At 72.1% G+C, this 21,730-nt stretch carries 15 protein-coding genes; 10 read left to right on the top strand and 5 right to left on the bottom strand.

Annotated features, from left to right (window positions below; translation table 11 throughout):
• Positions 1-96: 96 nt before the first annotated feature.
• A complete protein-coding gene (locus MXD62_RS35340) occupies positions 97-1,734 on the bottom strand; it encodes a carbohydrate-binding protein (protein ID WP_248833680.1) in 1,638 nt (545 codons plus the stop codon).
• A gap of 745 nt (positions 1,735-2,479) precedes the next feature.
• Entirely contained in the window at positions 2,480-3,481 is a 1,002-nt protein-coding gene (gene rsmI / locus MXD62_RS35335) for a 16S rRNA (cytidine(1402)-2'-O)-methyltransferase (protein WP_248833679.1), read from the bottom strand.
• A gap of 40 nt (positions 3,482-3,521) precedes the next feature.
• Between rsmI and MXD62_RS35330 the strand changes: the two genes are divergently transcribed.
• Together MXD62_RS35330 and MXD62_RS35325 are read left to right on the top strand one after the other, a co-directional pair.
• Complete coding sequence (locus MXD62_RS35330) at positions 3,522-5,126, top strand: dolichyl-phosphate-mannose--protein mannosyltransferase (protein WP_248833678.1); 1,605 nt, start codon at positions 3,522-3,524, stop codon at positions 5,124-5,126.
• A 447-nt stretch (positions 5,127-5,573) separates the two neighbouring features.
• Positions 5,574-5,774, top strand: a complete 201-nt coding sequence (locus MXD62_RS35325) for a hypothetical protein (RefSeq protein ID WP_018502051.1) — start codon at positions 5,574-5,576, stop codon at positions 5,772-5,774.
• 61 nt (positions 5,775-5,835) lie between these two features.
• On the opposite strand, the gene MXD62_RS35320 is transcribed toward MXD62_RS35325, so the two are convergent.
• Positions 5,836-7,323 carry a hypothetical protein gene (locus tag MXD62_RS35320; RefSeq protein WP_248833677.1) on the bottom strand — a complete coding sequence of 496 codons (1,488 nt, stop codon included), beginning with the start codon at positions 7,321-7,323 and terminating at the stop codon, positions 5,836-5,838.
• Positions 7,324-7,713: 390 nt separating this feature from the next.
• Between MXD62_RS35320 and MXD62_RS35315 the strand changes: the two genes are divergently transcribed.
• The 7 genes from MXD62_RS35315 to MXD62_RS35285 all read left to right on the top strand — a co-directional run bounded on the left by MXD62_RS35315 (position 7,714) and on the right by MXD62_RS35285 (position 17,407).
• Positions 7,714-9,498, top strand: a complete 1,785-nt coding sequence (locus MXD62_RS35315) for a glycoside hydrolase family 15 protein (protein ID WP_248833676.1) — start codon at positions 7,714-7,716, stop codon at positions 9,496-9,498.
• 206 nt (positions 9,499-9,704) lie between these two features.
• Positions 9,705-11,345, top strand: a complete 1,641-nt coding sequence (locus MXD62_RS35310) for a hypothetical protein (protein ID WP_251082830.1) — start codon at positions 9,705-9,707, stop codon at positions 11,343-11,345.
• 29 nt (positions 11,346-11,374) lie between these two features.
• A complete protein-coding gene (locus tag MXD62_RS35305; RefSeq protein ID WP_248833674.1) occupies positions 11,375-11,809 on the top strand; it encodes a hypothetical protein in 435 nt (144 codons plus the stop codon).
• A gap of 207 nt (positions 11,810-12,016) precedes the next feature.
• Entirely contained in the window at positions 12,017-13,513 is a 1,497-nt protein-coding gene (locus tag MXD62_RS35300; RefSeq protein ID WP_248833673.1) for an FHA domain-containing protein, read from the top strand.
• Positions 13,514-13,678: 165 nt separating this feature from the next.
• The gene (locus tag MXD62_RS35295) at positions 13,679-14,632 is read left to right on the top strand and encodes a DUF305 domain-containing protein (RefSeq protein ID WP_248833682.1); all 954 of its coding nucleotides are present in this window, start codon (positions 13,679-13,681) and stop codon (positions 14,630-14,632) included.
• 255 nt (positions 14,633-14,887) lie between these two features.
• Complete coding sequence (locus tag MXD62_RS35290) at positions 14,888-16,570, top strand: SulP family inorganic anion transporter (RefSeq protein ID WP_248833681.1); 1,683 nt, start codon at positions 14,888-14,890, stop codon at positions 16,568-16,570.
• A 111-nt stretch (positions 16,571-16,681) separates the two neighbouring features.
• Positions 16,682-17,407, top strand: a complete 726-nt coding sequence (locus MXD62_RS35285; RefSeq protein ID WP_248833672.1) for a YceI family protein — start codon at positions 16,682-16,684, stop codon at positions 17,405-17,407.
• A gap of 142 nt (positions 17,408-17,549) precedes the next feature.
• Here the strand turns inward: MXD62_RS35285 and MXD62_RS35280 are convergent, their stop codons facing one another.
• Positions 17,550-19,310: a regulator gene (locus MXD62_RS35280; RefSeq protein WP_248833671.1), complete on the bottom strand. Its 1,761-nt coding sequence runs from the start codon at positions 19,308-19,310 to the stop codon at positions 17,550-17,552.
• A 23-nt stretch (positions 19,311-19,333) separates the two neighbouring features.
• Positions 19,334-20,056, bottom strand: coding sequence for an isochorismatase family cysteine hydrolase (locus MXD62_RS35275; RefSeq protein WP_248833670.1), 723 nt, complete (start codon positions 20,054-20,056; stop codon positions 19,334-19,336).
• An 805-nt stretch (positions 20,057-20,861) separates the two neighbouring features.
• On the opposite strand from MXD62_RS35275, the gene MXD62_RS35270 reads away from it, so the two are divergent.
• Positions 20,862-21,707: an endonuclease domain-containing protein gene (locus MXD62_RS35270; RefSeq protein ID WP_248833669.1), complete on the top strand. Its 846-nt coding sequence runs from the start codon at positions 20,862-20,864 to the stop codon at positions 21,705-21,707.
• Positions 21,708-21,730: the final 23 nt, after the last annotated feature.

The raw sequence follows: 21,730 nt of genomic DNA, 5'->3' as shown, positions 1-21,730 counted from the left end.
CGGGGGGCCCCGGTCGCGACGGGGACCCACGGACAGGTCCGAGTGGTGGATCAGGGGGCCGTCGGGCCCGGAGCGCCCGACGGCCCCCTGATCATCTCAGCATTTGGGGTCGTCGTTCACCGGACGGCCGGTGTCGGCCCAGATGTTGGACTGGTCGAACTTCACCTGGCTGCCCTTGAACGCCTTGATCCCGTACAGGCAGTTGCGGCCGAACCGGTTGTTCACGAAGGTCACGTCACCGGCACCGTTGAGGGTGAAGCCGCCGCCGTTGATGAAGTTGCCGTCGAAGACAACCCGCGAGATCGGCCCGATGTTCTGCCCGAACATGTAGCCGGCGTTACTCGACTCGCCGGTCGTCTCGTTGATGGGAATCAGGGTGTTGTGGCGCAGCACGATGTTGCTGCCGCCGGTGGTCTGTACCGCGTCGTTGTGGCTGGACGGGATCTGGGCGAGGTGATGAACGTACGAGTTCTCGATGAGGATGTTGTCGTTAATGAAGAAGCCGTCGATCGTGTTCGAGATGTTCACCCGGCGGGCGGTGAAGTCGGCGGTCGACATGCCGGAGTTCGAGGCGCCCTGCCCGTCGATGGTGACGTCCTCGACCAGCAGGTTCTGGCCGAGGTTCTTGATCACCGCGGAACCCGACGACCGGCAGGAGACCCGGGAGTTCCGGATGACGACGTTGTCGGCCTCCACTCGGATGCACCCGCGCACATCCCTGTTCTCGATCACCGTTCCCGCGCGGGTGATGCGCTGGTCACCGGAGAGGAGGGTCAGCGACGCCCCCGCCCGGACGCCAGTGGTGCTCGCGTTGGGCATGCCGGCCGGGATCGGCGTGATGCCCGACCCACCCGGCGCGGGCGGTGCCGTGCTCGGGCGCGGTTGCTCACTCGCCGGCGCGCTGGGAGTCGCGCTCGTGCCAGGCCGCGGGCTGCCGCTCACCGGCGGGGACGCGCTCGGCTGGCCGCCCGTGGTCGCCGCCGGCCCCGTCGGGGCCGGCGATGACGGCCTCCCGATGAGAAGGGACGCATCGTCCGCGTAGAGGAACTGGCCGGCGGGAAGCCGGTCGGCGACGACCGCGAAGTCCAGCCGGTGGCCCGTGGCGGTCGCCCGCAGGGAGACCTCGACCTTTTGCCAGGTGGCATCGTTCAGGGTGACGTTGGTCAGGGCGCGCGCGGCCGTGCGGGCACCGTCGAGCTCGGTCAGCTTCAGCTGGACGCGGGTACCCGGGGCGGTCGTGCGCACCCAGACGGCGCCGAGATAGGTCAGCCTGCCGCCGGTCCAGGTCACGGCGTCCGGAGTGTCGGTCAGGGTGATGGCGGGTACCCGGGCCCTGGCCGTGACGACCGCCGCGCCGGACCCGCTGCGGCCGGGCACCGTCGGGGACAGGCGAGCGCTCTCGGATGGCCCGGCCGACCAGCCCGCCGCCGTGTTCTCGAAGCCGGGGTTCGGAAGGAAGTTCACACCGGTCTGGTATCGCGGCTCGGTGTCGGCCAGCTGGATGGGCTTCCCACCCGCGTCGTCGCCCCCGAGCGCGGAGTGCAGGATCACGCCGGTCGTCCCGCCGACCACGACGAGGAGACAGAGGGCGGATAGCAGGATCTTGCGTCTGGCGGTTCGGACCACGCGGTCACGCCTGCGCCGGTCACGCCGCCCCACCCGGCGGCCCGCGCCACGCGAATTCTGTGCGGGGCCGTCCGGCCTTGCCTCGTCCTCGATGATGCTCTGATGCATCTGCAGCCAGCTCCAGAAGATGGATGGCCGGGTTCACGGGAGCTGTCGCCTGCTGGCGGCCAGCGGCTTGGAACCCGTTGACAGAATGTGCACCCCCCCGTTGAGAGCACTCCCACCGGGGCAGCCCGGTTCAGCGGGCGCAGGCGGGATGCATTCATCAGGATGCTTTCAAACTGATTCCTCTGATTCCGCCGGTCTTTCTTGACATAAAGCAAGCATCGACGGCCGGCCGACAGCCACCGCTCGTCGACAGCCGGGTCGCCAACAGCCAGGGCCTCAGAATTTGACACACAGCCGATAATCCATGCCTGGCAGGGTGGCTTATCCTACCCCGACCACTCCGCCTCGCCAATGGATACTCGTGGGGAGAGTGTGACGTCCGGTCTGATGGACGCCGTCGGATGGACGCGGTCGGGCAGGCGCCGTCGGGCAGGCGCTGTCGGGCAGACACGGTCGGGCAGACGCTGTCAGGCGGACGCCGGAATGGTTGCTGAACGTCTGGGGGGCACGGTAACCGTACGAGACCGCCGGCACCCCGGTACGGCCAAGCGGAAGGAATTCCACACCGAGACCACATATGAGAAAGGACCTGCCGCGATCTCGCAAACCGCCACGGCACGACGCGGCTCCAGGCCCTCATGGTCCGTGCGAGCGGCACTGCACGGCACGACATCGCCAGGAATCACCGCCCCGAAGTGCGAGTTCCGCCCTGGCGCCCCCGGTCACCCGGGCGGGCCGGGGCGGCTCACCTCTCGTCTGTTCCCGGGGTCTCTGTCCGTTCCGAGTCGCGGGCAGCGATCACCGCCGCGTACACCTCCCGGGGTGACAGGGAGTACTCGGCGGCCACCGCCTTACGCGCGTCCCGCGCCGGCATGCCGCCCGCCGTCAGGCGGGCCACCGCCGCGGCGAGCACCTCCGGCCCGGCCTGAGTGGGCGCCGCGAGACCAGCCCCCGGCCCGACCGCGGCCTCGGCACCGGTCTTGTGCGGCCCCGTCCCTGCCCAGAGCGCGCCAACTGGTGCGCTCGCTCCGGCATCCCGGGCGGGCCTGGCCGTCCCGGCGCTCGCGTCGCCGGCGATCACCAGGGTGAACTCGCCCCGGACGGTGCGCCCGTCGCCGGCCCAGTCGACCAGGCCGGCCAGGTCGGTGCGGACGATCTCCTCCCAGGTCTTCGTGAGCTCCCGGCACAGCGTCGCCCGGCGCGGCCCGCCGAAGGCCTCCGCCAGGTCACGCAGCGACGCGCCCAGCCGGTGCGGCGACTCCAGGAAGACCATCGTCCGGCTCTCCGCGGCGAGCCCGCGCAGCCGTGACCGGCGTTCGCCCGCCTTGCGGGGCAGAAACCCCTCGAAGGTCCAGCGGTCCGAGGGCAGCCCGCTGACGGCCAGCGCCGCCGTGACCGCCGACGGCCCGGGGACCACGGTGATCGCCACCCCGGCCGCGGCCGCCGCCGCTACGACCCGGTAGCCGGGGTCGGAGACCGCGGGCATGCCCGCGTCCGTGACGAGCGCGACGGTGCGGCCGGCGAGCAACTGCTCGGTGAGCATCTCCGCCCGGGCGCCCTCGACGGCGTCGTAACAGGAGACGACCCGCCCCGTGATCGTGATCCCGAGCGCGTGCGCGAGCCGGCGCACCCGGCGGGTGTCCTCGGCGGCGATCACGTCGGCGGTCGCGAGCACCTCGCCCAGCCGCGGGCTCGCGTCGCGCACGTCACCGATCGGGGCACCGCACAGCACGAGGGTCCCGGACACCCGACCAGTCTGCCAGGGGGCAGGACCTACCCTGATCGGTGTGACGGCGACGACGGCGCACCTACCCCGTTCCGAGACCGGCGCATCGGAGCCCAGCCGCCCGGAACCGGCCACTGCCGCCAGAACCGGCCGTACGCCGCACGAGCGGCTGTGCCCGCCGATGCCCGGCGACCGCGCCGTCGGATGGCTGGCGCCCCTGTTCGTCGCGGTGACCGCCGGGATCCTGCGGTTCTGGCGGATCACCGAGCCCCGCGGGCTGTACTTCGACGAGGTCTACTACGTCAAGGACGCCTGGGGTCTCATGACCGCCGGGTACGAGATCAACTCGAAGACCTGTGACGGGCCCGCCTACGTGGTCCACCCGCCGTTCGGCAAGTGGCTCATGGCCGCGTCGCAGTGGCTGTTCGGCTACGTCGACTGCGCGGGCACCCCGCACGGCAGCCCCGAACTGGGCTGGCGCTTCTCCTCCGCGCTCGCGGGCACGCTGGCGGTGCTCGTGCTCGCCCGCGCGGCCCGCCGGATGTTCCGCTCGACGGTGCTCGGCTGCTTCGCCGGCCTCCTGCTCTCCATGGACGGGCTGGAGTTCGTGCAGAGCCGGATCGGCATCCTCGACATCTTCCTGATGACGGGCATCGTCATCGCCCTGGCCTGCCTGGTGCACGACCGTGACGACGGCCGGCGCCGGCTCGCCGACCGCCTCGACCGGGCCGCGGCCGGCGCCGGCCCGCCGCCGGCCGACAGGCGGTTCGGCCCCCGGCTCGGCCTGCGCCCGTGGCGGCTCGCGATGGGCGTGGCCCTCGGCGCGTCCATGGGGGTCAAGTGGAGCGCGCTGTACACGATCGTCGGCTTCGCCGCGCTCGCGCTGGCCTGGGACGTCGGTGCCCGCCGCACCGCCGGCGCCCACTCCCCCGTGCTGGGCGCACTGCGCCGCGACCTGCCCGGATGGCTGACGGGCTGCGTCGCGGTGCCCGTCGTGACCTTCCTGGCCACCTGGACGGGCTGGTTCGTCACCGACGGCGGCTGGTACCGCGACCGGTACGGGCACGGTTTCCTCGCCGCCTGGCACGGCTGGTGGGACTACCAGATGGAGGTGCTGCACTTCCACGAGGGCCTGTCCGACTCGCACCCGTTCCGGTCGACCCCGATGAGCTGGCTGGTGCTCGGCCGGCCGATCGCCTACTTCTACAGCTCCCCGGCGTATGGCACCGAGGGCTGCACGGCGGTCAACGGCTGCTCGCGGGAGGTCATCGCGCTGGGCAACCCCGCCGTGTGGTGGGGCGGGACGGCGGCGCTGGTCGGCTCGCTGGCGCTGTGGGTGCGCGCCCGTGACTGGCGGGCGGCGCTGGTGCTCGTCGGCTTCGGCTCGGCGTTCCTGCCCTGGCTGCTGTTCCCCAGCCGGACGATGTTCTTCTTCTACGCGCTGCCCTCGCTGCCGTTCCTGGTGCTGGGGCTGACGGCGATGGCAGGGCTGGCCCTCGGGCCGCGCGACGCGTCCGAGACCAGGCGGCTCGCCGGCGCGCTGTCCGTCGGCGTGTACACGGTGATCGTGGTCCTGTTGTTCGCCTACTTCTACCCGATCCTGGCCGCCGAGGTGATTCCTTATTCATCTTGGCGAATACGTATGTGGTTTCCCGGGTGGATCTGACGGAATCAGCCCCGGACAGGGCCTCCACCCAGGGCGGGAGCACCTGGAGAGAGCCACCCGGGGCCCGCCGATCGGCGTGACAGCGGGTGCCAGCCCGACAAACAGACCACAGCCGTGTCTCATGTCACCTTTGCCGGAAAGTCCCCCTACCGGCGACCACATCATGAAGTGGCACCATCACTAAGAGAAGGTCTCGGCAGAGTGAGGCCGGCACGGGGGAGACATTTCGACATGGCCAGTCACCGAAAGTCCACACCGACGGTAGCTAGCAGCAGCACACCACCGCCGAACAAGGGGGGTCACGCACGCCCCGACAACCCGATCGGGGATCGTGGATCGGTCACCACGTCCCTTGGCCGCGGAGACGGGGAGGCCCTGACGGGGCTCCTCGACACGATCGGTCACCGGCCACGGGTGTCCGGGGGACCAGGACTGAGAGGAAAGAGCATGGCGGATGTGTCGGTGCGCTTCGCGATGACCGATGACAGCGAGATCGTTCTGAACCTCTCGCTCACCCAGGCGATCCGTCTCACCGAGGCGATCGCGTCCAAGGTCAGCCAGGCCATGACCGAACAGCCGCGGGCCGGCATGAACGGCAGCAACGCCTATGGCCCGGGTGTGCGTCCGGGGCCGTACTCGACCTCCTGAGTCCCCACCGGGCAGCGTCCCGGCGAAACCTTAGGCGGCCCCGGCCGGCCGGCGCCGTCCGTCACCGCAGCGGGTACCCCGACGGCGGTCCGGCGGGCGGCCCCGCGCCCGGCCGGCCGGGGGTTCCCACCACCACGTCGGGACGTACCCGATCAGCCCGCACGGCGTCGGCGCGGGCCGCTTCGCCACGGGCGGCTTCAGCCCGCTGCATCTCAGCGCGCTGCATTTCGGCTCGCCGCATCTCTGCCCGCAGCGTTTCGACCCTCGCCATCTCCAGACGCGCCGCCTCCGATCGGCCGAGGTCCGATCGGTCAGGGTCCGAGGGGTCAGGGTCCGAGCGGTCGAGGTCCGAACGCCCAGGGCCAGACCGGCCGACGTCGGACCGCGCCGGATCGGCGCGCCCGACGAAGACATCGGGCCGCGGCGCCTCGCGCCGAGCCGGGTCCGCCGGGCGTCCCACCTCGGCGACCGGCCGGTCCCCACCAGGGCTCCCGACCGTCACGTCCTGGCTCCCCACCGCCACGGGATGCCCCGGCCCGGAGCCCGCCACGAGCACGTCGGGGCGCCGCACCGTCGGCGGACGTCCACCGGCGGGCAGCCCGGCCGCGCCGCCGGGAACGCCCGCGGGAGCCTCGGGCCGCCCCACAGCCACATCGGCCCGCCCGACAGCGACCTCGGAACGCCCCCCGGCCACGTCACCACGCCCAGCCGCAACGTCAGCCCGCCCGACCGCCACGCCGGAACGCCCGGCCCCGACGTCAGCACGCCCAGCGGCCACTCCGGGACGCCCGACGGCGACATCAGCACGCCCGGCGGCCACGTCAGCCCGCCCGGCGCCGCGCGCGGCCCCGGCATCGGCACGGGCGGCATCCAGGCGGGCCGCGTCGAGGCGCGCGATGTCCCGGCGGGCGGCGTCCAGACGGGCGGCGGCATCGCGGCGCGCGGCGTCCGGGCCCGCGGGATCCAGGCGCGCGGTGTCCGGGTGCGGGACGTCGTCCGGCGGCGGGCCGGTGAGCTCGGCTACCCGCGCGTCCCCCCGCCCCCGGCCGCGGCGGCGCAGCGCCGCCGCCGACGCGGCGGCGCCGTGGCCCGGGGCCAGCGCCGCGCGCACCCGGCCAAGCCGGGCACGCAGCGCGCCGACGTCCGCCGCGGCCAGCAGCCCCTCCCGCAGCACCAGGACGACGTGGCCGCCGTGGTCGACGACGTCGAAGGGCTGGCTCATCTCCATCGTGACCACCCGGATGCCCACCGGGGCCTCCTGGTCGTAGACCAGGCAGAGCTTGTCCTCGGCGAGGACCTCCGCGGAGCCGTCGTCCCACAGCACCGTCGCCCGGGCGGTCGAGGGCGCGGCCGAGGGCACCGCATCGACCCGGACGCCGCCCCCGACCGGCTGTGCCTCCTCGTGTGACGCCGGATGCACGGACAGCACCGTGCCACGACGAGACCACACCCCGCCGCCAAGATCGTCCACCGGGAAAACCCGGTCGCCACGGGCGAACATGACAAGGCTGGCTCGACCGTCCGCGATGGTCGGCAGCTGCTCGGTCATGGCGCGATCGTAGGGCGCCCGCCCAGGCACCGGGCACCCGAGACCCTCCACAGCCCGCCGGACCCTCCACCTCGCCCCCGTCCCGCGACGGTCGCCGCAGCGGCGACTTCACCGTCAGAACAGGGACTTCCGCCCCGGGCCACCCGCCCGGAGCCCCCCGCGCCGGGCTACTCCCGGCCTACCCCGATCGGGTAGTGGGGGGCACTTTCGGCGGTGGCCGCCGGCCCGGCGGGACGGGCGGGATGGCCTGCCCGCTGGGATACCTTCGGCTGACCACGCCGAAGTGAGCTGCAGTGACCACTCCCCGAGGCGACGCACCGCCCGCCCGGGGGCTTCCCGCAAGGCCCATCCTCCGGCCGCGCCCGGACATCCCCACCCGCGGAGGTCCGCATGCCCGCATCCGACTACCCGCCGATCGAGGAGCACGCGGTCATCGGCGACCTGCGCACCGTGGCCCTGGTCGCCACGGACGGCACGATCGACTGGTACTGCCCGCAGCGCTTCGACGGCCCGTCGGTCTTCGCGAGCCTGCTCGACGCCGACCGCGGCGGCTCCTTCCGCATCCACTGCTCGCAGTCGAAGGCCAAGCAGCTCTACCTGCCCGACTCGAACGTCCTGATGACCCGCTTTCTCACGCCGCACTCGGTGGGCGAGGTCGTCGACTTCATGGTCCCGGTCGACAACGACCTGACCGAGACGCCGCACGTGGTCGTCCGCCAGGCCCGCGCCGTGCGCGGCACCGCCGGGTTCCGGCTGCGCTGCGACCCCCGGTTCGACTACGGGCGGGCGTCCCACACGGTGACGCTGGTGCCCGGCGCCGGTGCGGTCTTCGAGTCGGCCACCGGCACCCTCGTGCTGCGCACGGCGCTCCCGCTGCGGATCGAGGGCACCGCGGTCGCCTGCGACTTCGAGCTGGCGATGGGCGAGACGGCCGACATCGTCCTCGAGTGGGACTCCCGCATCCGCCCGCTGCAGCCCGGCGAGGCCGACGACCTGTTCACCCGGACGCTGGAGTACTGGCAGACGTGGGTGCGCCGGGGCCGGTACCACGGCCGCTGGCGGGAGATGGTGCTGCGCTCGGCGCTGGTGCTCAAGCTGCTGGTCTACCGCCCGACCGGGGCACTCATCGCGGCACCGACCACCTCCCTGCCGGAGGAGCTGGGCGGGGTGCGCAACTGGGACTACCGCTACACCTGGATCCGCGACGCGGCGTTCACCACCTACGCGCTGATGGCCCTCGGGTTCACCGAGGAGGCCGCCGCGTTCATGGACTGGCTCGAGCAGCGTTGCAAGGAAGCGCCGCCCGAGCTCGGCCTGGGCGTGCTGTACAGCGTGGACGGCAACGCCGACCTGGACGAGATCGTCCTCGACCATCTCGAGGGCTACCGGGGCTCGCGGCCGGTGCGCATCGGCAACGGCGCCGCCGGCCAGCTCCAGATCGACATCTACGGCGAGCTGATGGACTCGGTGTACCTGTACAACAAGCAGGTCCCGATCTCCTTCCAGCTGTGGGAGGCGCTCGGCCGTCAGCTCGACTGGCTGGCCAGGCACTGGGAGCAGCCCGACGAGGGCATCTGGGAGACCCGGGGCGGACGGCAGCGATTCACCTACTCGGCGGTCATGACCTGGGTGGCGTTCGAGCGTGCCTGCCGGATCTCCCGGCAGCGCGGTCTGCCCGGGCCCACCAACGACTGGAAGGACCACGCCGGGCGGGCCTACCGGTTCGTCCAGAACGAGGCCTGGGATCCCCGGAAGGGGGCCTACATGGAGTTCCCGGGCTCGCCGCGGCTGGACGCCTCGCTGCTGTGCATGCCGCTGGTGAAGTTCTCCGGCCCGACCGACCCCCGCTTCCTGTCGACGCTGGACCGGGTCGGCTCGGAGCTGGTGAGCGACAGTCTGGTGCGCAGGTACGCCGCGGACGGCAGCGACGGCCTGACCGGGGACGAGGGCACGTTCAACCTGTGCTCGTTCTGGTACGTGGAGGCGCTGACCCGTGCCGGCCGCACGGCCGAGGCCCGGCTGGTCTTCGAGAAGATGCTCACCTACGCCAACCACGTGGGGCTCTACGCCGAGGAGATCGGCCCCTCCGGCGAGGCCCTGGGCAACTTCCCGCAGGCCTTCACCCACCTGGCCCTGATCAGCGCGGCGATCCACCTGGACCGCGCCCTGGGCTGAGCCGACCGGGCGGTGTCTTGCCTCGGACACCCCACCCGGAAGGGTCACCGGGCCACCTATCCTGGCAATCCGGTCCCCGGTGGCCCGGTTCCGGCGGTCCGACCCTGGCGGCGGTCCGGTCCCGGTAGTCCGGTCGCGGCGACGCCGGTCGCACCGGCGCGCGGCGGCAGGCCCGGGTGAGCGCGCCCGGCGAGGAGGTGGAGGCGTTGGTCGGCCCACACCTGCCCGGCAGCCCGGACGACCCGATCCACGGCCCCACCACCGTGCTCGGCAACTCCGCGGCCCCGCAGGCGCCACCCGCACCAGCCCGGGTGGGCGGGGGCGAGACCCATGGCGACCTCACCCGACGGCTGATCGAGACGTCGGTCTGGACGGACCGCATGCTCACCGACGCCGGCATCCCCGTCCACGACGCACCCCTGGTCACGGTGGGCGGTGGGATCGGCTCGTTCGTCCTGGTCGACTACCTGCGCATCGCGGGCGCGCCGACCTCGGCGATCCGGGTGCTGTCCAACATCGACACCCCCTGGCAGACCTACCGGTACCTGACTCGGGTCTCGCAGATCCCCGACCACGAACGCATCCGCTCGGACTCGAGCTCGACCCCGGACAACATCTGGGCCTTCCCGTCCTACGCGGTGCGGGAGGCGTTCGCGGCCCGAGGCCTGCGCGGGTTCGTCGAACCGCTGTGGCGGGTCGCGACCGAGCCACTGCTGTCGGACTACTTCACCCCCCGCATCAGGATGGTCTTCGACGGCATGGCCCGGGAGGCCGCCCGGATCTCGTACCCCGAGATGCTGGTCTCCGGGCAGGTGCGGATGGTCCGCCGCCGCGCGGGCGGGGGGTACCTGACCGTCCTCACCCCCCCGGCCGGACGGTCCGCGACGAAGCGGATCGCCTACCGCAGCCGGTACGTCCACCTGGGCGTCGGCTACCCGGGGCTGAAGTTCCTCCCGGACCTGCAGGAGTACCGCTCCCGGTACGGGGACGTGCGGCGGGTCGTCAACGCCTACGAGCCACACGAGCACGTCTACGACGAGCTGATCCGGCACCCGGCGACCGTCGTGGTGCGCGGGGCGGGCATCGTGGCCTCCCGCATCCTCGACCGGCTGATCACCGACCGCGACCGGCACGGGGCGAGGACGCACATCGTGCACCTGTTCCGCACATATGTGCGCGGCTCGCACGGCCCCAGCGTGTTCATGCGCCGCCGGGGCGGCGACGGTTGGGCCTACCAGGGGTTCAACTACCCGAAGTCGGTCTGGGGCGGCCAGCTGAAGGCACGCATGCGCACCCTGGAGGGCGACGAGCGCAGGGCGCTCTACGACACGATCGGCGGGACGAACACCCCCCGCCGGCGCCGGTGGCAGGCTCAGCTCGCCCGCGGCCGGCACGAGGGCTGGTATGTGACCCGGGTGGGCGAGGTGGAGCGGCTCACCCCCGGAACGGACGGAACGGTGGTCACCCGGGTCCGCACCGCCGACGGGATGCTGGAGGTGCCGGCGGCGTACGTCATCGACGCCACCGGCCTGGTGGCGGACATCCGCGAGCACCGGGTGCTGGCAGACCTGCTCGACCACTCCGGAGCCGGGCACAACCCGCTCGGCCGGCTGGACGTGGAGCGGACCTTCGAGGTCCGCGGGACCCGCAACGGGCCGGGGCGGCTCTACGCCTCGGGCGCGGCGACCCTCGGCGGCTACTTCCCGGGCGTCGACACCTTCCTCGGTCTACAGATCGCCGCCCAGGAAATCTGTGACGACCTGGCCGCGGAGGGATTCGTACCCCGGATAGGGGTGGCACGTTCGGTGTCGCAGTGGGTGCGTTGGATGCGCAACCAACCGGTCTGACGCCGCACACGATCGGAGAAAATCGCCTCATGGTGCCGACCCTGGCCGGACGGCTTCAGACCCGCCTGTTCCTACTCGCCACCGTCGGGGTCGTTCTGACGGCGCTGATCGCCCCGCTGCTGCCCACCGAGGCATCTGCCGGGGCCGCGTGGCGGGCGAGTTTCGGCGTGCTGTGCGCGGTCGCCCTTCTCGGGCTGGGCTGGGAGCTCGTCTACCACGGGCTGCAGCAGTTCCGCTGGGAGAAGGACTGGCCGACGATGTTCGGCCTGCTCACCGCGGTGAACGAGGGCCTGCTGGTGTGGCTGGCGGCGCGGGCGGGCGCCGTTCCGGGTGCGGACGGCGTCGGAGGAAAGGCCTTCCTCGCCCATTTCGGGCTCGTCTGGCTGGCGGTGTGGCTCTGCGCGAACGGCCCGATGCGCGTCCCGTTCCTGCGGTGGCGTTTCCACGGTGGCCGACTACTCTGACGGCGGTGCCGCCGCCTTCCCGGGGCCTTTACCACGTTCGCCGCGGCCGCCGCGCCGCTGCCCCGCCGGTGGGGTCCGCACAGCGACACCGGAGGTTCCAACCACCGCTCTCGCGGCAGGATAAGTGCGGTACGCCGTGCGCGGGTGCCGCTAGTCTGAAGATCGGTACCGTTTGCACGGCGCGGGTGGGCGGCGAAGGGCGAGGCAATGGCGGGACTAGACCGTTTCCGGGTCGTGGTCGGCACGGGGCACGGCGGGCACACGGGCGTGGTCGTCAGACTGCCCGGGGTGCTGGTCGTCGCTCACGTGGGCCGGCCCGAGACCACCGAGACCACCAAGCGGCTGCTCGCCCTGTGCGCCGAGGTGGCCGGCGAGGCCGGCACGGCGGCGACGATGGGCCGGCGCCTCGTCCGCCGCGTCGCCGGGCTGCTGGCCGACGCCGATCCGGACCGCGTCCCCGACTTCAGCCTCCTCACGACGGTCAACGACCGGGTCGCCGCGCTCGTCCACGGCGCGATGGACGTCGTCGCGACCGGCCCGTCCCCCGTCTCGCTGTCCGGGGTGGATTCGGCTACCTGGGTCGACCGCCTGCTGCCCGCCGAGATCACCCGGCTGGAGGTCGGGCCGACCGGCACGATCGGCGACGGCGCCCCCACCGGCGGCATCGACGACCTGGGCTTCCCGCTGGACCTGCGGATCGGCGCGGTGCCGGGCACCGCGGTGAGCCTGGTGGCCGACGACTCCCCGGCGCTGCCCGCCCCGAAGGCCTCGACCGACGCGCTGCTGGCCGGCTTCGAGTCGCCGCGCGAGCCGATGACGGGGGCGGCGCCGATCCCCACCTCGGGCGCCCGCATGCCCGACCCGCTCTCCACCGCTCCGCCGGCACTCACCCCGCTGCTGAGCAAGGAGGAGGAGGCGCACCGGATGCGCGCGGCCGCCGAGCCGACGCAGGCCGCCGACTTCGACGAGCTCGAGGAGGACCCGCCCACGGAGCTCGCCGGCCGGGAGCCGGCGCCCTCCGGGCACTCGTCCGGGCACCAGCACGGGGGCGGGCACGGCTCGATGGGCTCGATGGGCCACACCCCGGGCGGCCCCCCCGGCCTGCACGACGATCTCGGCGACGACCTCGACGACGACCACGACGCCATGACGCAGCTGCCGGGGCAGACCTTCACCGTCTCCGACCTCATCGAGGACGACGAGGCGCAGACGATCCTGCCGAACCCGTCGCAGCCCCAGGTCGAGGGCGTCCTGTGCGCCCACGGCCACTTCAACCACCCGCAGGCGCCCTACTGCGCCGAGTGCGGCCTCTCGCTGGCCCAGCAGACGAACCGGACGGTGCTCGGCCCCCGGCCACCGGTGGGCGTCCTGGTGTTCGACGACGGCCAGACCGTCAACGTCGACATGGACCTCGTGATCGGGCGTCAGCCGGACCGCGACGAGGCCGTCCGCGCCGGCAACGCGCGTCCGCTGCCCGTCGAGGACGGCGAGAGCGCCGTGTCCCGGGTCCACGCGGTGATCACCCTGACCGGGTGGGACGCGGTCATCACCGACCGCGGGTCGGCGAACGGCACCTACATCGCCCCGCCGGAGGCGACGGTGTGGACCCCGCTGAACCCGCACCAGCCCGCCCCGCTCGTCCCCGGGACCCGCGTCCAGGTCGGCAAGCGGACCTTCGTCTTCAACTCACACCTGCAGGTCTGAGCGCCCCGGGAAGCGTCCCCGGGACGGTCGGCCCAGTGCCGGCCGGATGCTCACCGGGGGCCGGGTGACCTGGCCGCGCGGGCGGTTCGCCCCTGACCGGGCGCCGTCCGTGGGCCACACTGGACGGTGATGAGCCGAGCCGACGAAGACCGGGGCGTGAGCGCCATGCCACGTGACAGCAGAACCGCAGACGGCACACGCGCCGAGACCGACGCGGCGGCGCCCGGGGCCTCCGCCGCGGCCGCCACCGCGACCAAGCCTTCCGGTATGACCCCCACCGTGACCGAGGCCGCCGGGTTGCCCGACGCCGCGGAGGCCGAGCGGACGAGCCCCGGAAGCGACGAGGACGTCCTCGTCGGCGCGGCCGGAAGCGGGCCGGCGGCCGGAAGCGGGCCGGCGGCGGGGGCACGGGCCGACCGCGCGCCGGCCTGGGTCCGGCTCTGGTGGACGCCGCTCGTCCTGTTCGCCGTCCTCGGGCTGCTCGCCGGCGGCGCCGGCCTGCGCGTGCTGCTGGACCGCCCGCCCGCCGACGACTCGGTCGACGTGGGCTTCGCCCGGGACATGTCCGAGCACCACTCCCAGGCCGTCCAGATGGCGATGGTCGAGTTCAGCCACGGAGGCAACGCGGACGTCCGCAACATGGCCCAGGACATCGCGCTCAGCCAGCAGCGGGAGATCGGCGTCATGGACGCGTGGCTGTCCGGCTGGGGCCGTACCTCGACGTCCGCCAACGCGCCCATGGCCTGGATGGCCGATGCCGGCGCCGACGCTGGCGACCACGGCGACCACGGCACCGCGGGGACCGGCGCGATGACCGACGGAACCATGCCCGGCGGCGGCATGCCCGGCAGGACCGGGGAGACCGTGCGGATGCCGGGCATGGCGACCGAGTCCGAGCTCGGCTCGCTCGCGGCGGCGAGCGGGCGTGACCTGGACGTCCAGTTCCTGACCCTGATGATCCACCACCACCGCGGCGGCGTGGCCATGGCGCAGTACGCCTCGATGCACGCCGACGACGACCGGGTGCGGGCGCTGGCCCGGGCGATGGTGGTCAACCAGGCCTGGGAGATCGACCAGATGCAGCGGTACCTCGAGCAGTTGGGCGCGCCGCGGGCCTGACCCGGAGGGCCCGTAGATCCGGTTTCGAGGGCTTTGTATCGTCATATCTGACCTACCGGAAGAGTTGGGGACGTCCCCGCCGCCGGGCCGGGATGGCATGCCACCCGTCCGGGCGGGAGAGGCGAGGGTGTCCCGACTCCGGTGGCGTATGCCCGCCCTGGCGGGACGCCCCGGCGTGCCGACCGGTTCACCGAGGTGATGTCTCGACGCCGCGACGTCACCGCCTCGCGCCTGTGAGAGTTCCGCGTGCCTGAGATGTCCCGGGGCCAACCCTTGCCCCAGCCCGCCGTTCGCCGTGCCCGCCTTCCCCGGGCCCGGCCACGGCTGGCCGGTGCCCGCTGGGCGGCGCTGGCCGGCGTCCGGTGGGGCGTCCGGTGGCCGGGGCTGCGCGTGGTCCGCGTCGAGCTGCTGGCCGGCCTGGTCACCGCGCTGGCGCTCATCCCGGAGACCATCTCGTTCTCGGTCGTCGCCGGGGTGGATCCCAAGGTCGGCCTGTTCGCGTCGTTCACGATCTCCGTCGTCATCGCCTTCACCGGCGGCCGCCCGGCGATGATCTCGGCGGCGGCGGGCTCGATGGCGCTCGTCGCGGCGCCGCTGGTCCGCGACCACGGTCTGGACTACCTGCTCGCGACCACGGTCGGCGTCGGCGTGACGATGTTCGTGCTCGGCCGGCTCGGGGTCGCGCGGCTGATGCGCTTCGTGCCGCGCACGGTGATGATCGGTTTCGTCAACGCGCTGGCCATCCTGATCTTCATGGCGCAGATGCCGCACGTCATCGGCGAGTCGCTGCCGGTCTACCTGCTGGTCGGGGCCGGCCTGGCCATCCTGCTCGTCGTCCCGCGGCTCACCCGGGCCGTGCCGCCGCCGCTGGTCGCGGTCGGCCTGCTGACCCTGACGACCGTCGCGTTCGACCTGTCGGTGCCGACCGTCGGCGACGAGGGCGCCCTGCCCGGCTCGCTGCCCGTCCCGGGGCTCCCGTCCGTCCCGATGACCTGGGAGACGCTGCGGATCATCGCGCCGTACGTCGCCACGCTCACCGCGGTCGGCCTGCTGGAAACCCTGCTCACCGCGCAGATCGTCGACCGGATGACCGACACCACGCACGACGCCAACCGCGAGGCGTGGGGCCTGGGCCTCGCCAACGTCGTCAACGGCTTCCTCGGCGGCATGGCCGGCTGCGCCATGATCGGCCAGACGATGGTCAACGTCTCCTCCGGCGGCCGGACACGCCTGTCCACCTTCGCCGCCGGCGCCTTCCTGCTCCTTCTCGTGGTCCCGCTGCGGGGGATCGTCGGCGTGATCCCGATGTCCGCCCTGGTGGCGGTCATGATCCTGGTCTCGGTGATGACCTTCGAGTGGCGCAGCGTGGCGCCGTCCACGCTGCGGCGGATGCCGCGCTCGGAGACCCTGGTGATGGTCGCGACCGTCGCGGTGGTCGTGCCCACCCACAACCTGGCGTACGGGGTGCTGGTGGGTGTCGTGCTCTCGGCGCTGCTGTTCACCCGCCGGGTCGCGCACCTCACCGAGGTCACCAGCGTGCTCGACCCGGAGGGGGGCGAACGCCTCTACGCCGTGGGCGGCCCGGTCTTCTTCGGCTCCAGCAACGACCTGGTGAACGCCTTCGACTACGCCCACGACCCGCCCCGGGTCGTCATCGACCTCACCGACGCCCAGATCCTGGACTCCGCCGGGGTGGCCGCGTTGGACGACGTCCTGCAGAAGTTCGCCGAGCGTGGCACCACCGTGCACCTGGCCGGCGCGACCGGCGGCACGGCGGCGATGATCTCCAGGCTCTCGGCCGCGCCGCCGGACCGGGCCGCCGGCCGCGAACCGTGTGAACCGTGCCCGGAGGAATCGCCTGGCGCAACGAAGAAATCCCGGCCCCGAACGGCCGACAGACCCGATGCCGAAGCTGGGCCGAGCACGCCCCGACGGTGATCGGGCGGCGTGGGCCGACACGCGCCCGTCGCCGTGCCATCAGGTTTAGCTCAGGTTGCCTGTGCAACATTGCCCCCAGGATGATTGAACCTTCAAGAAGGTAGGTACCTGGTGGCAGACAGCACGCCTCGTAAAAAGCGGCGCTGGCCGCTGATCCTGGCCGGCGCCGTCGTGGCCGTGGCGGTCCTGGTCGTGGGCGGCACCGCGTTCTACATCAACGTGATCAAGGAGGACGCCCCGGAGGAGTTCGCACTCGACGACCCCGGGCCCAGCACCTCGTCCGCCGGTTCCACGGCCGGCGATTCGGTCGACGGCGTGTGGCGGATCACCGACGGGTCCGAGGCCGGCTACCGGGTCGAGGAGGTCCTCTTCGGCCAGAAGACGACCGCCGCGGGCCGCACCTCGGAGGTGTCCGGGTCGATGACCATCGCCGACGACGGCGTCACCAAGGCGCAGTTCGAGGTGCAGATGGCGTCGGTGCGCAGCGACGAGGACCGTCGCGACAACCAGTTCCGCGGCCGGATCATGGACGTCGACACCTATCCGACGTCCCAGTTCACGCTCACCGAGCCGATCGACCTGGGTTCGGTGCCGGCCGCCGACGAGACGCGCACCTACCCGGCCACCGGAACGCTGACCATGCACGGCACCGCCCGCGAGGTGACCATGAACCTGCAGGCCCGCCGCACCGGCGACCAGATCCAGATCGTCGGCCAGATCCCGGTGACCTTCGCCGACTACGGCATCCCGAACCCGAGCATCCCGGGCATCTCAACCGAGGACCACGGGATCATGGAGGTCTCGCTGAAGTTCGTGCGCGGCGAGCCGACCGAGTAGCTCCTCAGCGCACCCGCCGGGCGATCCGGCCGCCGCCCCCTGCCGCCGACGTCCCCGACCGCGGTGCCGACCGCTGGTGCCCCTGGTGCCGACGTCCCCGACCGCCTCGGCCCGCCGGGCGAGGCAGCCGGGGACGCGGGGGTCAGGACGTCGCCGCCGCCGGCTTCCCGGTCGCGGGCTCAGCCGTGGCCGGCTCGCCCTCACCCGGTCGCCCGCCGTTCACGGCCGCCGGCACCGCGGTCGGCACCGTCGTCGGCGCGGGCGCTCCCGCGGCGTCGCCGCGGGAGCGCTGCGGGGGCACGCCGTGCACCCGTTCCAGCTCGATCTCCTCGGCGTCGGGCACCCGCGGCGCGGGCTTCGTCAGGGCCCAGATCGCGCAGACCACCGCGAGGAACAGATAGCCCAGCGCGACCTGGCCGCTGGCGTTCCACTCCACCTTCTCGCCGTGGATCAGGCCGACGAACGCCAGCACCGCGCCGGCCGCGGACGCGATCGTCGCGTGGACGAACCGCTTGTCGATGATGAACGCCACGATCGTGCCCAGGACCAGACCGGCGAGGACGGCCCCGTCGCCGAGGACGTGCAGCCCGTGCAGCAGCACGCTGTTCGCCTCGAGATCGTCGTCGGTGACGGTGAGCTGGACCGACGGGTTGAGGTTGGACGCCACGCCGACCGCGGTGGTCACCGTGTTGTCGATGAGCCCAGCCGCCCAGGACGCGATGTTCGGGATGATCGCCGCCACCACCGCGGCGCCGTGCGCCTTCGGTGACACCTGGAAGGCCTGCGCACCGATCAGCAGCCCGATGTAGAGCAGAATCGGCACGATCGCCGGCAGCGGGAGCACCGCGTTGAGCAGGCTGAACATCCCCAGGAAGCACAGCAGCGCGATGATGGCGCCGGTCGCCAGCGAGTACCCCGTCCGGCCGCCGGCCGCCTTCCAGCCGGGATGGCCGATGTAGACCGCGGGCGGGAACGGGGAGCCCAGCGCCGCGCCGACGACCGCGCCGAGGCCGTCAGCGAGCAGGATCGGCCGCAGGTTGTAGCTGTCCCCGGCGGACGCGGCACTCTCCACGTTGGTCATGCCCTCGGTGAAGTTGTAGACCCCGAGCGGGATGGCCGTGGCGAGCAGCGGCGAGATGTCGGACAGGCCGTCGATCAGCTTGTCGAAGTGGAACGTCGGCAGCGAGACAGCGATGTCCTTCGCCGCGTCGCCGACCGCGGGGGCGTCCATGAAGCCACCGATCCAGCCGATCGCCGTCCCCAGCAGCAGCGCGACCGCGCCGATCGGCAGGTTCCACGGCAGTTTCAGGTCGGTGAGCAGCCCAATGAGCAGCAGGCCGAAGACCGGCAGCGCGATCCAGGCGGCGTCCCACATCTGCGCGGCCGGCCGCATCGAGATGAACGCGATGGAGATGCCGGCGAGCGTGCCGAGCATGGCCGCGCGCGGGGCGTAGCGGCGGATCGTCGGGCCGACGAAGGCGCCGATCATGACGATGATCCCGATGATGAACGCCCAGGCGAGGCCCGCCTGCCAGGCGGCCACCGGGTCCTTCGTCTGCAGGTAGATCGGCAGCATGATCACGAAGACGACGATGAACATGTGCGGAACGCTCGGCCCGTACGGCATGGCCGTGACGTCGTCACGGCCCTCCTTGAGGGCCAGCCGGCGGCCGAGCAAGGCGTAGAAGAAGTTGCCGAGCAGCATCGCGATGCCCAGCGCGGGCAGGATCGCGCCGAACACGTCCCCCTTGGGGATGTTCACCACGAACAGGCACAGCGACGTCAGGACGATGACGTTGACCAGGACGTTGATGCCCAGGCCGAAGAACGCGTTGGTGTCGCCCTTCGTCCAGTAGGGCAGGTTGACCGACCGCTCGGCCGGCGGGCTTCCGATTTTGATCATGACGGGTACGGTCTCCCTGGGATTCAGGACGCGGCGACGGCGGACGAAGCGACGGCGGAGGCGCCCAGAACCGCGAGGGCGTCGAGGAACTGCTCGGAGGAGGCGACCCAGCCGAAGATCCCGCCCTGCGCGGCGATCATCTCCAGGGCGACCCGCTGGAACTCGGGAAAGTAGGAGCCGACGCAGTCGGAGAGGACGAGGCACTCGTAGCCGCGGTCGTTGGCCTCGCGCACGGTCGTGTGCACGCAGACCTCGGTCGTCACCCCGGTGACGACGAGGCTGGTGATCCCGCGCACCTTCAGGACGTCACCGAACTCGGTGGCGTAGAACGCACCCTTGCCGGGCTTGTCGATGACGGGCTCGCCCTCGGCCGGCGCGAGCTCGTCGATGATGTCCTGGCCGTACTCGCCGCGGATCAGGATGCGTCCCTTGGGGCCCACGTCACCGATCTTCAGAGTGGCGCCGCCCCGGTTGAGCTTGGCTGGCGGGAGGTCGGAGAGGTCCGGCAGGTGCCCCTCCCGGGTGTGGATCACGGTGAGACCGACGGCCCGGGCCGCGGCGAGCACGGCCGCGAGCGGCTCGATCGCGCTCCGCAGTTGGGAGACGTCATTGCCCAGGCTCTCGCCGAAGCCACCCGGCTCCAGGAAGTCGCGCTGCATGTCGATGAGGACGAGCGCGGTCGTCGCCGGGTCGAACGTGTACTCGTAGGGACGCGCACTCACGGTGAGCGGTGCTGTGGGTGTCATGGCGTGTCTTTCGCGCGAAGGGATGGGAGATCCCCTCCGGCCGGCCGGCGCAGGGCCCGTGCGAGGGCTGCCAGGAGGATCAGGTCCAGGGGCGAATCCGCTGCCGGGCGGGCGGATCCGCGCCCCGTCGGCGGTCGGGCGTCCGAAGACCATCCCCCGGTGTGCTGCATGCAGGTCAGGGTCGAGCGCGGTCGTTTCAGCTCACGTCCTGTCACGTAACACGGCGATGAACATGTATCCCGACCTGTATCCATCTCCGTATACAGATCTTGGTGACGGGTCGGCCTCCGACTCCTCCCAGGGTTCGGGGTGCCGGCGCGAGGCGGACCCCGAGGCGGGGACAGCCACCGGTCACAAGGCAGACCTCGGTCACGAGGCAGACCGGCCGGGCTCAGCCGACACCGGTCACAAGGCACACCAGCCGGGCTCAGCCGACACCGCCCCCACGCCAGACCGCCCGCCCGCGGCTGACCCGCGACGCCGTCGCAGAACCGTGGCGGGTGAGTGAGTCCATGGACTCATTCACCCGCCACACATGCGGCCGACGCTTTGGATTTCCCCTGAGTGGGGTTTGGGAGCAATATCAGCCGCGAAGCTGCGGATTGTATGTCGCGGGGGTGCCTGTGGATGGGTTTCATCCACAGGCGGGGTGGAGTGGCGATGTGGGGCGATGGATGACGCGGGACGCGGGTGGGTGGCGCTGCTTCGGGCTCAGGCTGGTGTTTTCACGGTGGAGCAGGCCGCGGAAAATGGGTTTGATTATTATCGGCTTCGGTGGAAGGTCCGGTCGGGGCGTTGGCGGCGTGTGCACCCGCGGGTGTACACCGCGCACAGCGGTCCGTTGAGCTGGGAGGCCCGGCTGTGGGCGGCGGTGCTGTTCGCCGGTTCCGGCGCGGTCCTGTGTCGGCAGACCGCCGCACATGCCTGGGGTCTCGTCGAGGCGCCGACCCCGATTGTGCATGTGCTTGTGGTCGGCGCCGGTCATCCCAGGGCCACACCGGGCGTGGCCGTGCACCGAACACGCGAGCTTCGCCGCGGGGATGTGTTTCGTTCCCGGGCGCCGACCCGGACCTCGTTCGACCGTACCGTCCTCGACCTGGTCGAGCTAACGACGCGACCCGACGACGTCCAGGCGCTTGTGGCGAAGGCGATGCAGCGGGGGCGGACGACACCGGCGCGGTTGGGGCGGGCCCTGGAGCGCAGGCCCCGGCTGCGTCATCGCCGGCTTGTCCGTGAGGCTCTGGTGCTCGCGGAGCAGGGCGCGGAGTCATTGCTGGAGATTCGTCACGAGGAGCTCGGGAGGGCGCACGGCCTGCCGGTCCCGCGGCGCCAGGCACACCACGACCGCGGGAATCGTTCAGCTCGTCTCGATGCCTTTTATGAATCCTACGGTGTCGCGGTCGAGCTGGACGGACGGCTCAGCCATACCGAGGCCCGCCAATGGTGGGACGACATGGATCGGGACAACAGCCTCCAGACCCAGGGCCTCCTCGTCCTCCGATTCCCCGGATTCATTGTCCTGAACGACCCGTGCAGAGTGGCGGCAACCATCGCCAAGGCCCTCCACTCCCGCGGCTGGACCAGCCCCTACCACCCCTGCCCCACCTGCCAAACCACCCCAGGCAGGTCCAAGGAAATGTGTGGCGGGTGAGTGAGTCCATGGACTCATAAACA

Origin of the sequence: Frankia sp. Mgl5 (assembly GCF_023242985.1) — a bacterium.
GTDB classification, from domain to species: Bacteria; Actinomycetota; Actinomycetes; order Frankiales; family Frankiaceae; genus Parafrankia; species Parafrankia soli.
Note: the sequence above shows the minus strand (reverse complement) of the source record. Positions and strands in the feature narration are given on the sequence as shown.

Bases quoted from the DNA above. Each gene is read 5' to 3' on its own strand.
- MXD62_RS35340 (WP_248833680.1), bottom strand. From the start codon at position 1,734: ATGCATCAGAGCATCATCGAGGACGAGGCAAGGCCGGACGGCCCCGCA.
- MXD62_RS35295 (WP_248833682.1), top strand. From the start codon at position 13,679: ATGCCACGTGACAGCAGAACCGCAGACGGCACACGCGCCGAGACCGAC.
- MXD62_RS35320 (WP_248833677.1), bottom strand. From the start codon at position 7,323: ATGACCGAGCAGCTGCCGACCATCGCGGACGGTCGAGCCAGCCTTGTC.
- MXD62_RS35305 (WP_248833674.1), top strand. From the start codon at position 11,375: ATGGTGCCGACCCTGGCCGGACGGCTTCAGACCCGCCTGTTCCTACTC.
- MXD62_RS35325 (WP_018502051.1), top strand. From the start codon at position 5,574: ATGGCGGATGTGTCGGTGCGCTTCGCGATGACCGATGACAGCGAGATC.
- MXD62_RS35290 (WP_248833681.1), top strand. From the start codon at position 14,888: ATGTCCCGGGGCCAACCCTTGCCCCAGCCCGCCGTTCGCCGTGCCCGC.
- MXD62_RS35315 (WP_248833676.1), top strand. From the start codon at position 7,714: ATGCCCGCATCCGACTACCCGCCGATCGAGGAGCACGCGGTCATCGGC.
- MXD62_RS35275 (WP_248833670.1), bottom strand. From the start codon at position 20,056: ATGACACCCACAGCACCGCTCACCGTGAGTGCGCGTCCCTACGAGTAC.
- MXD62_RS35300 (WP_248833673.1), top strand. From the start codon at position 12,017: ATGGCGGGACTAGACCGTTTCCGGGTCGTGGTCGGCACGGGGCACGGC.
- MXD62_RS35280 (WP_248833671.1), bottom strand. From the start codon at position 19,310: ATGATCAAAATCGGAAGCCCGCCGGCCGAGCGGTCGGTCAACCTGCCC.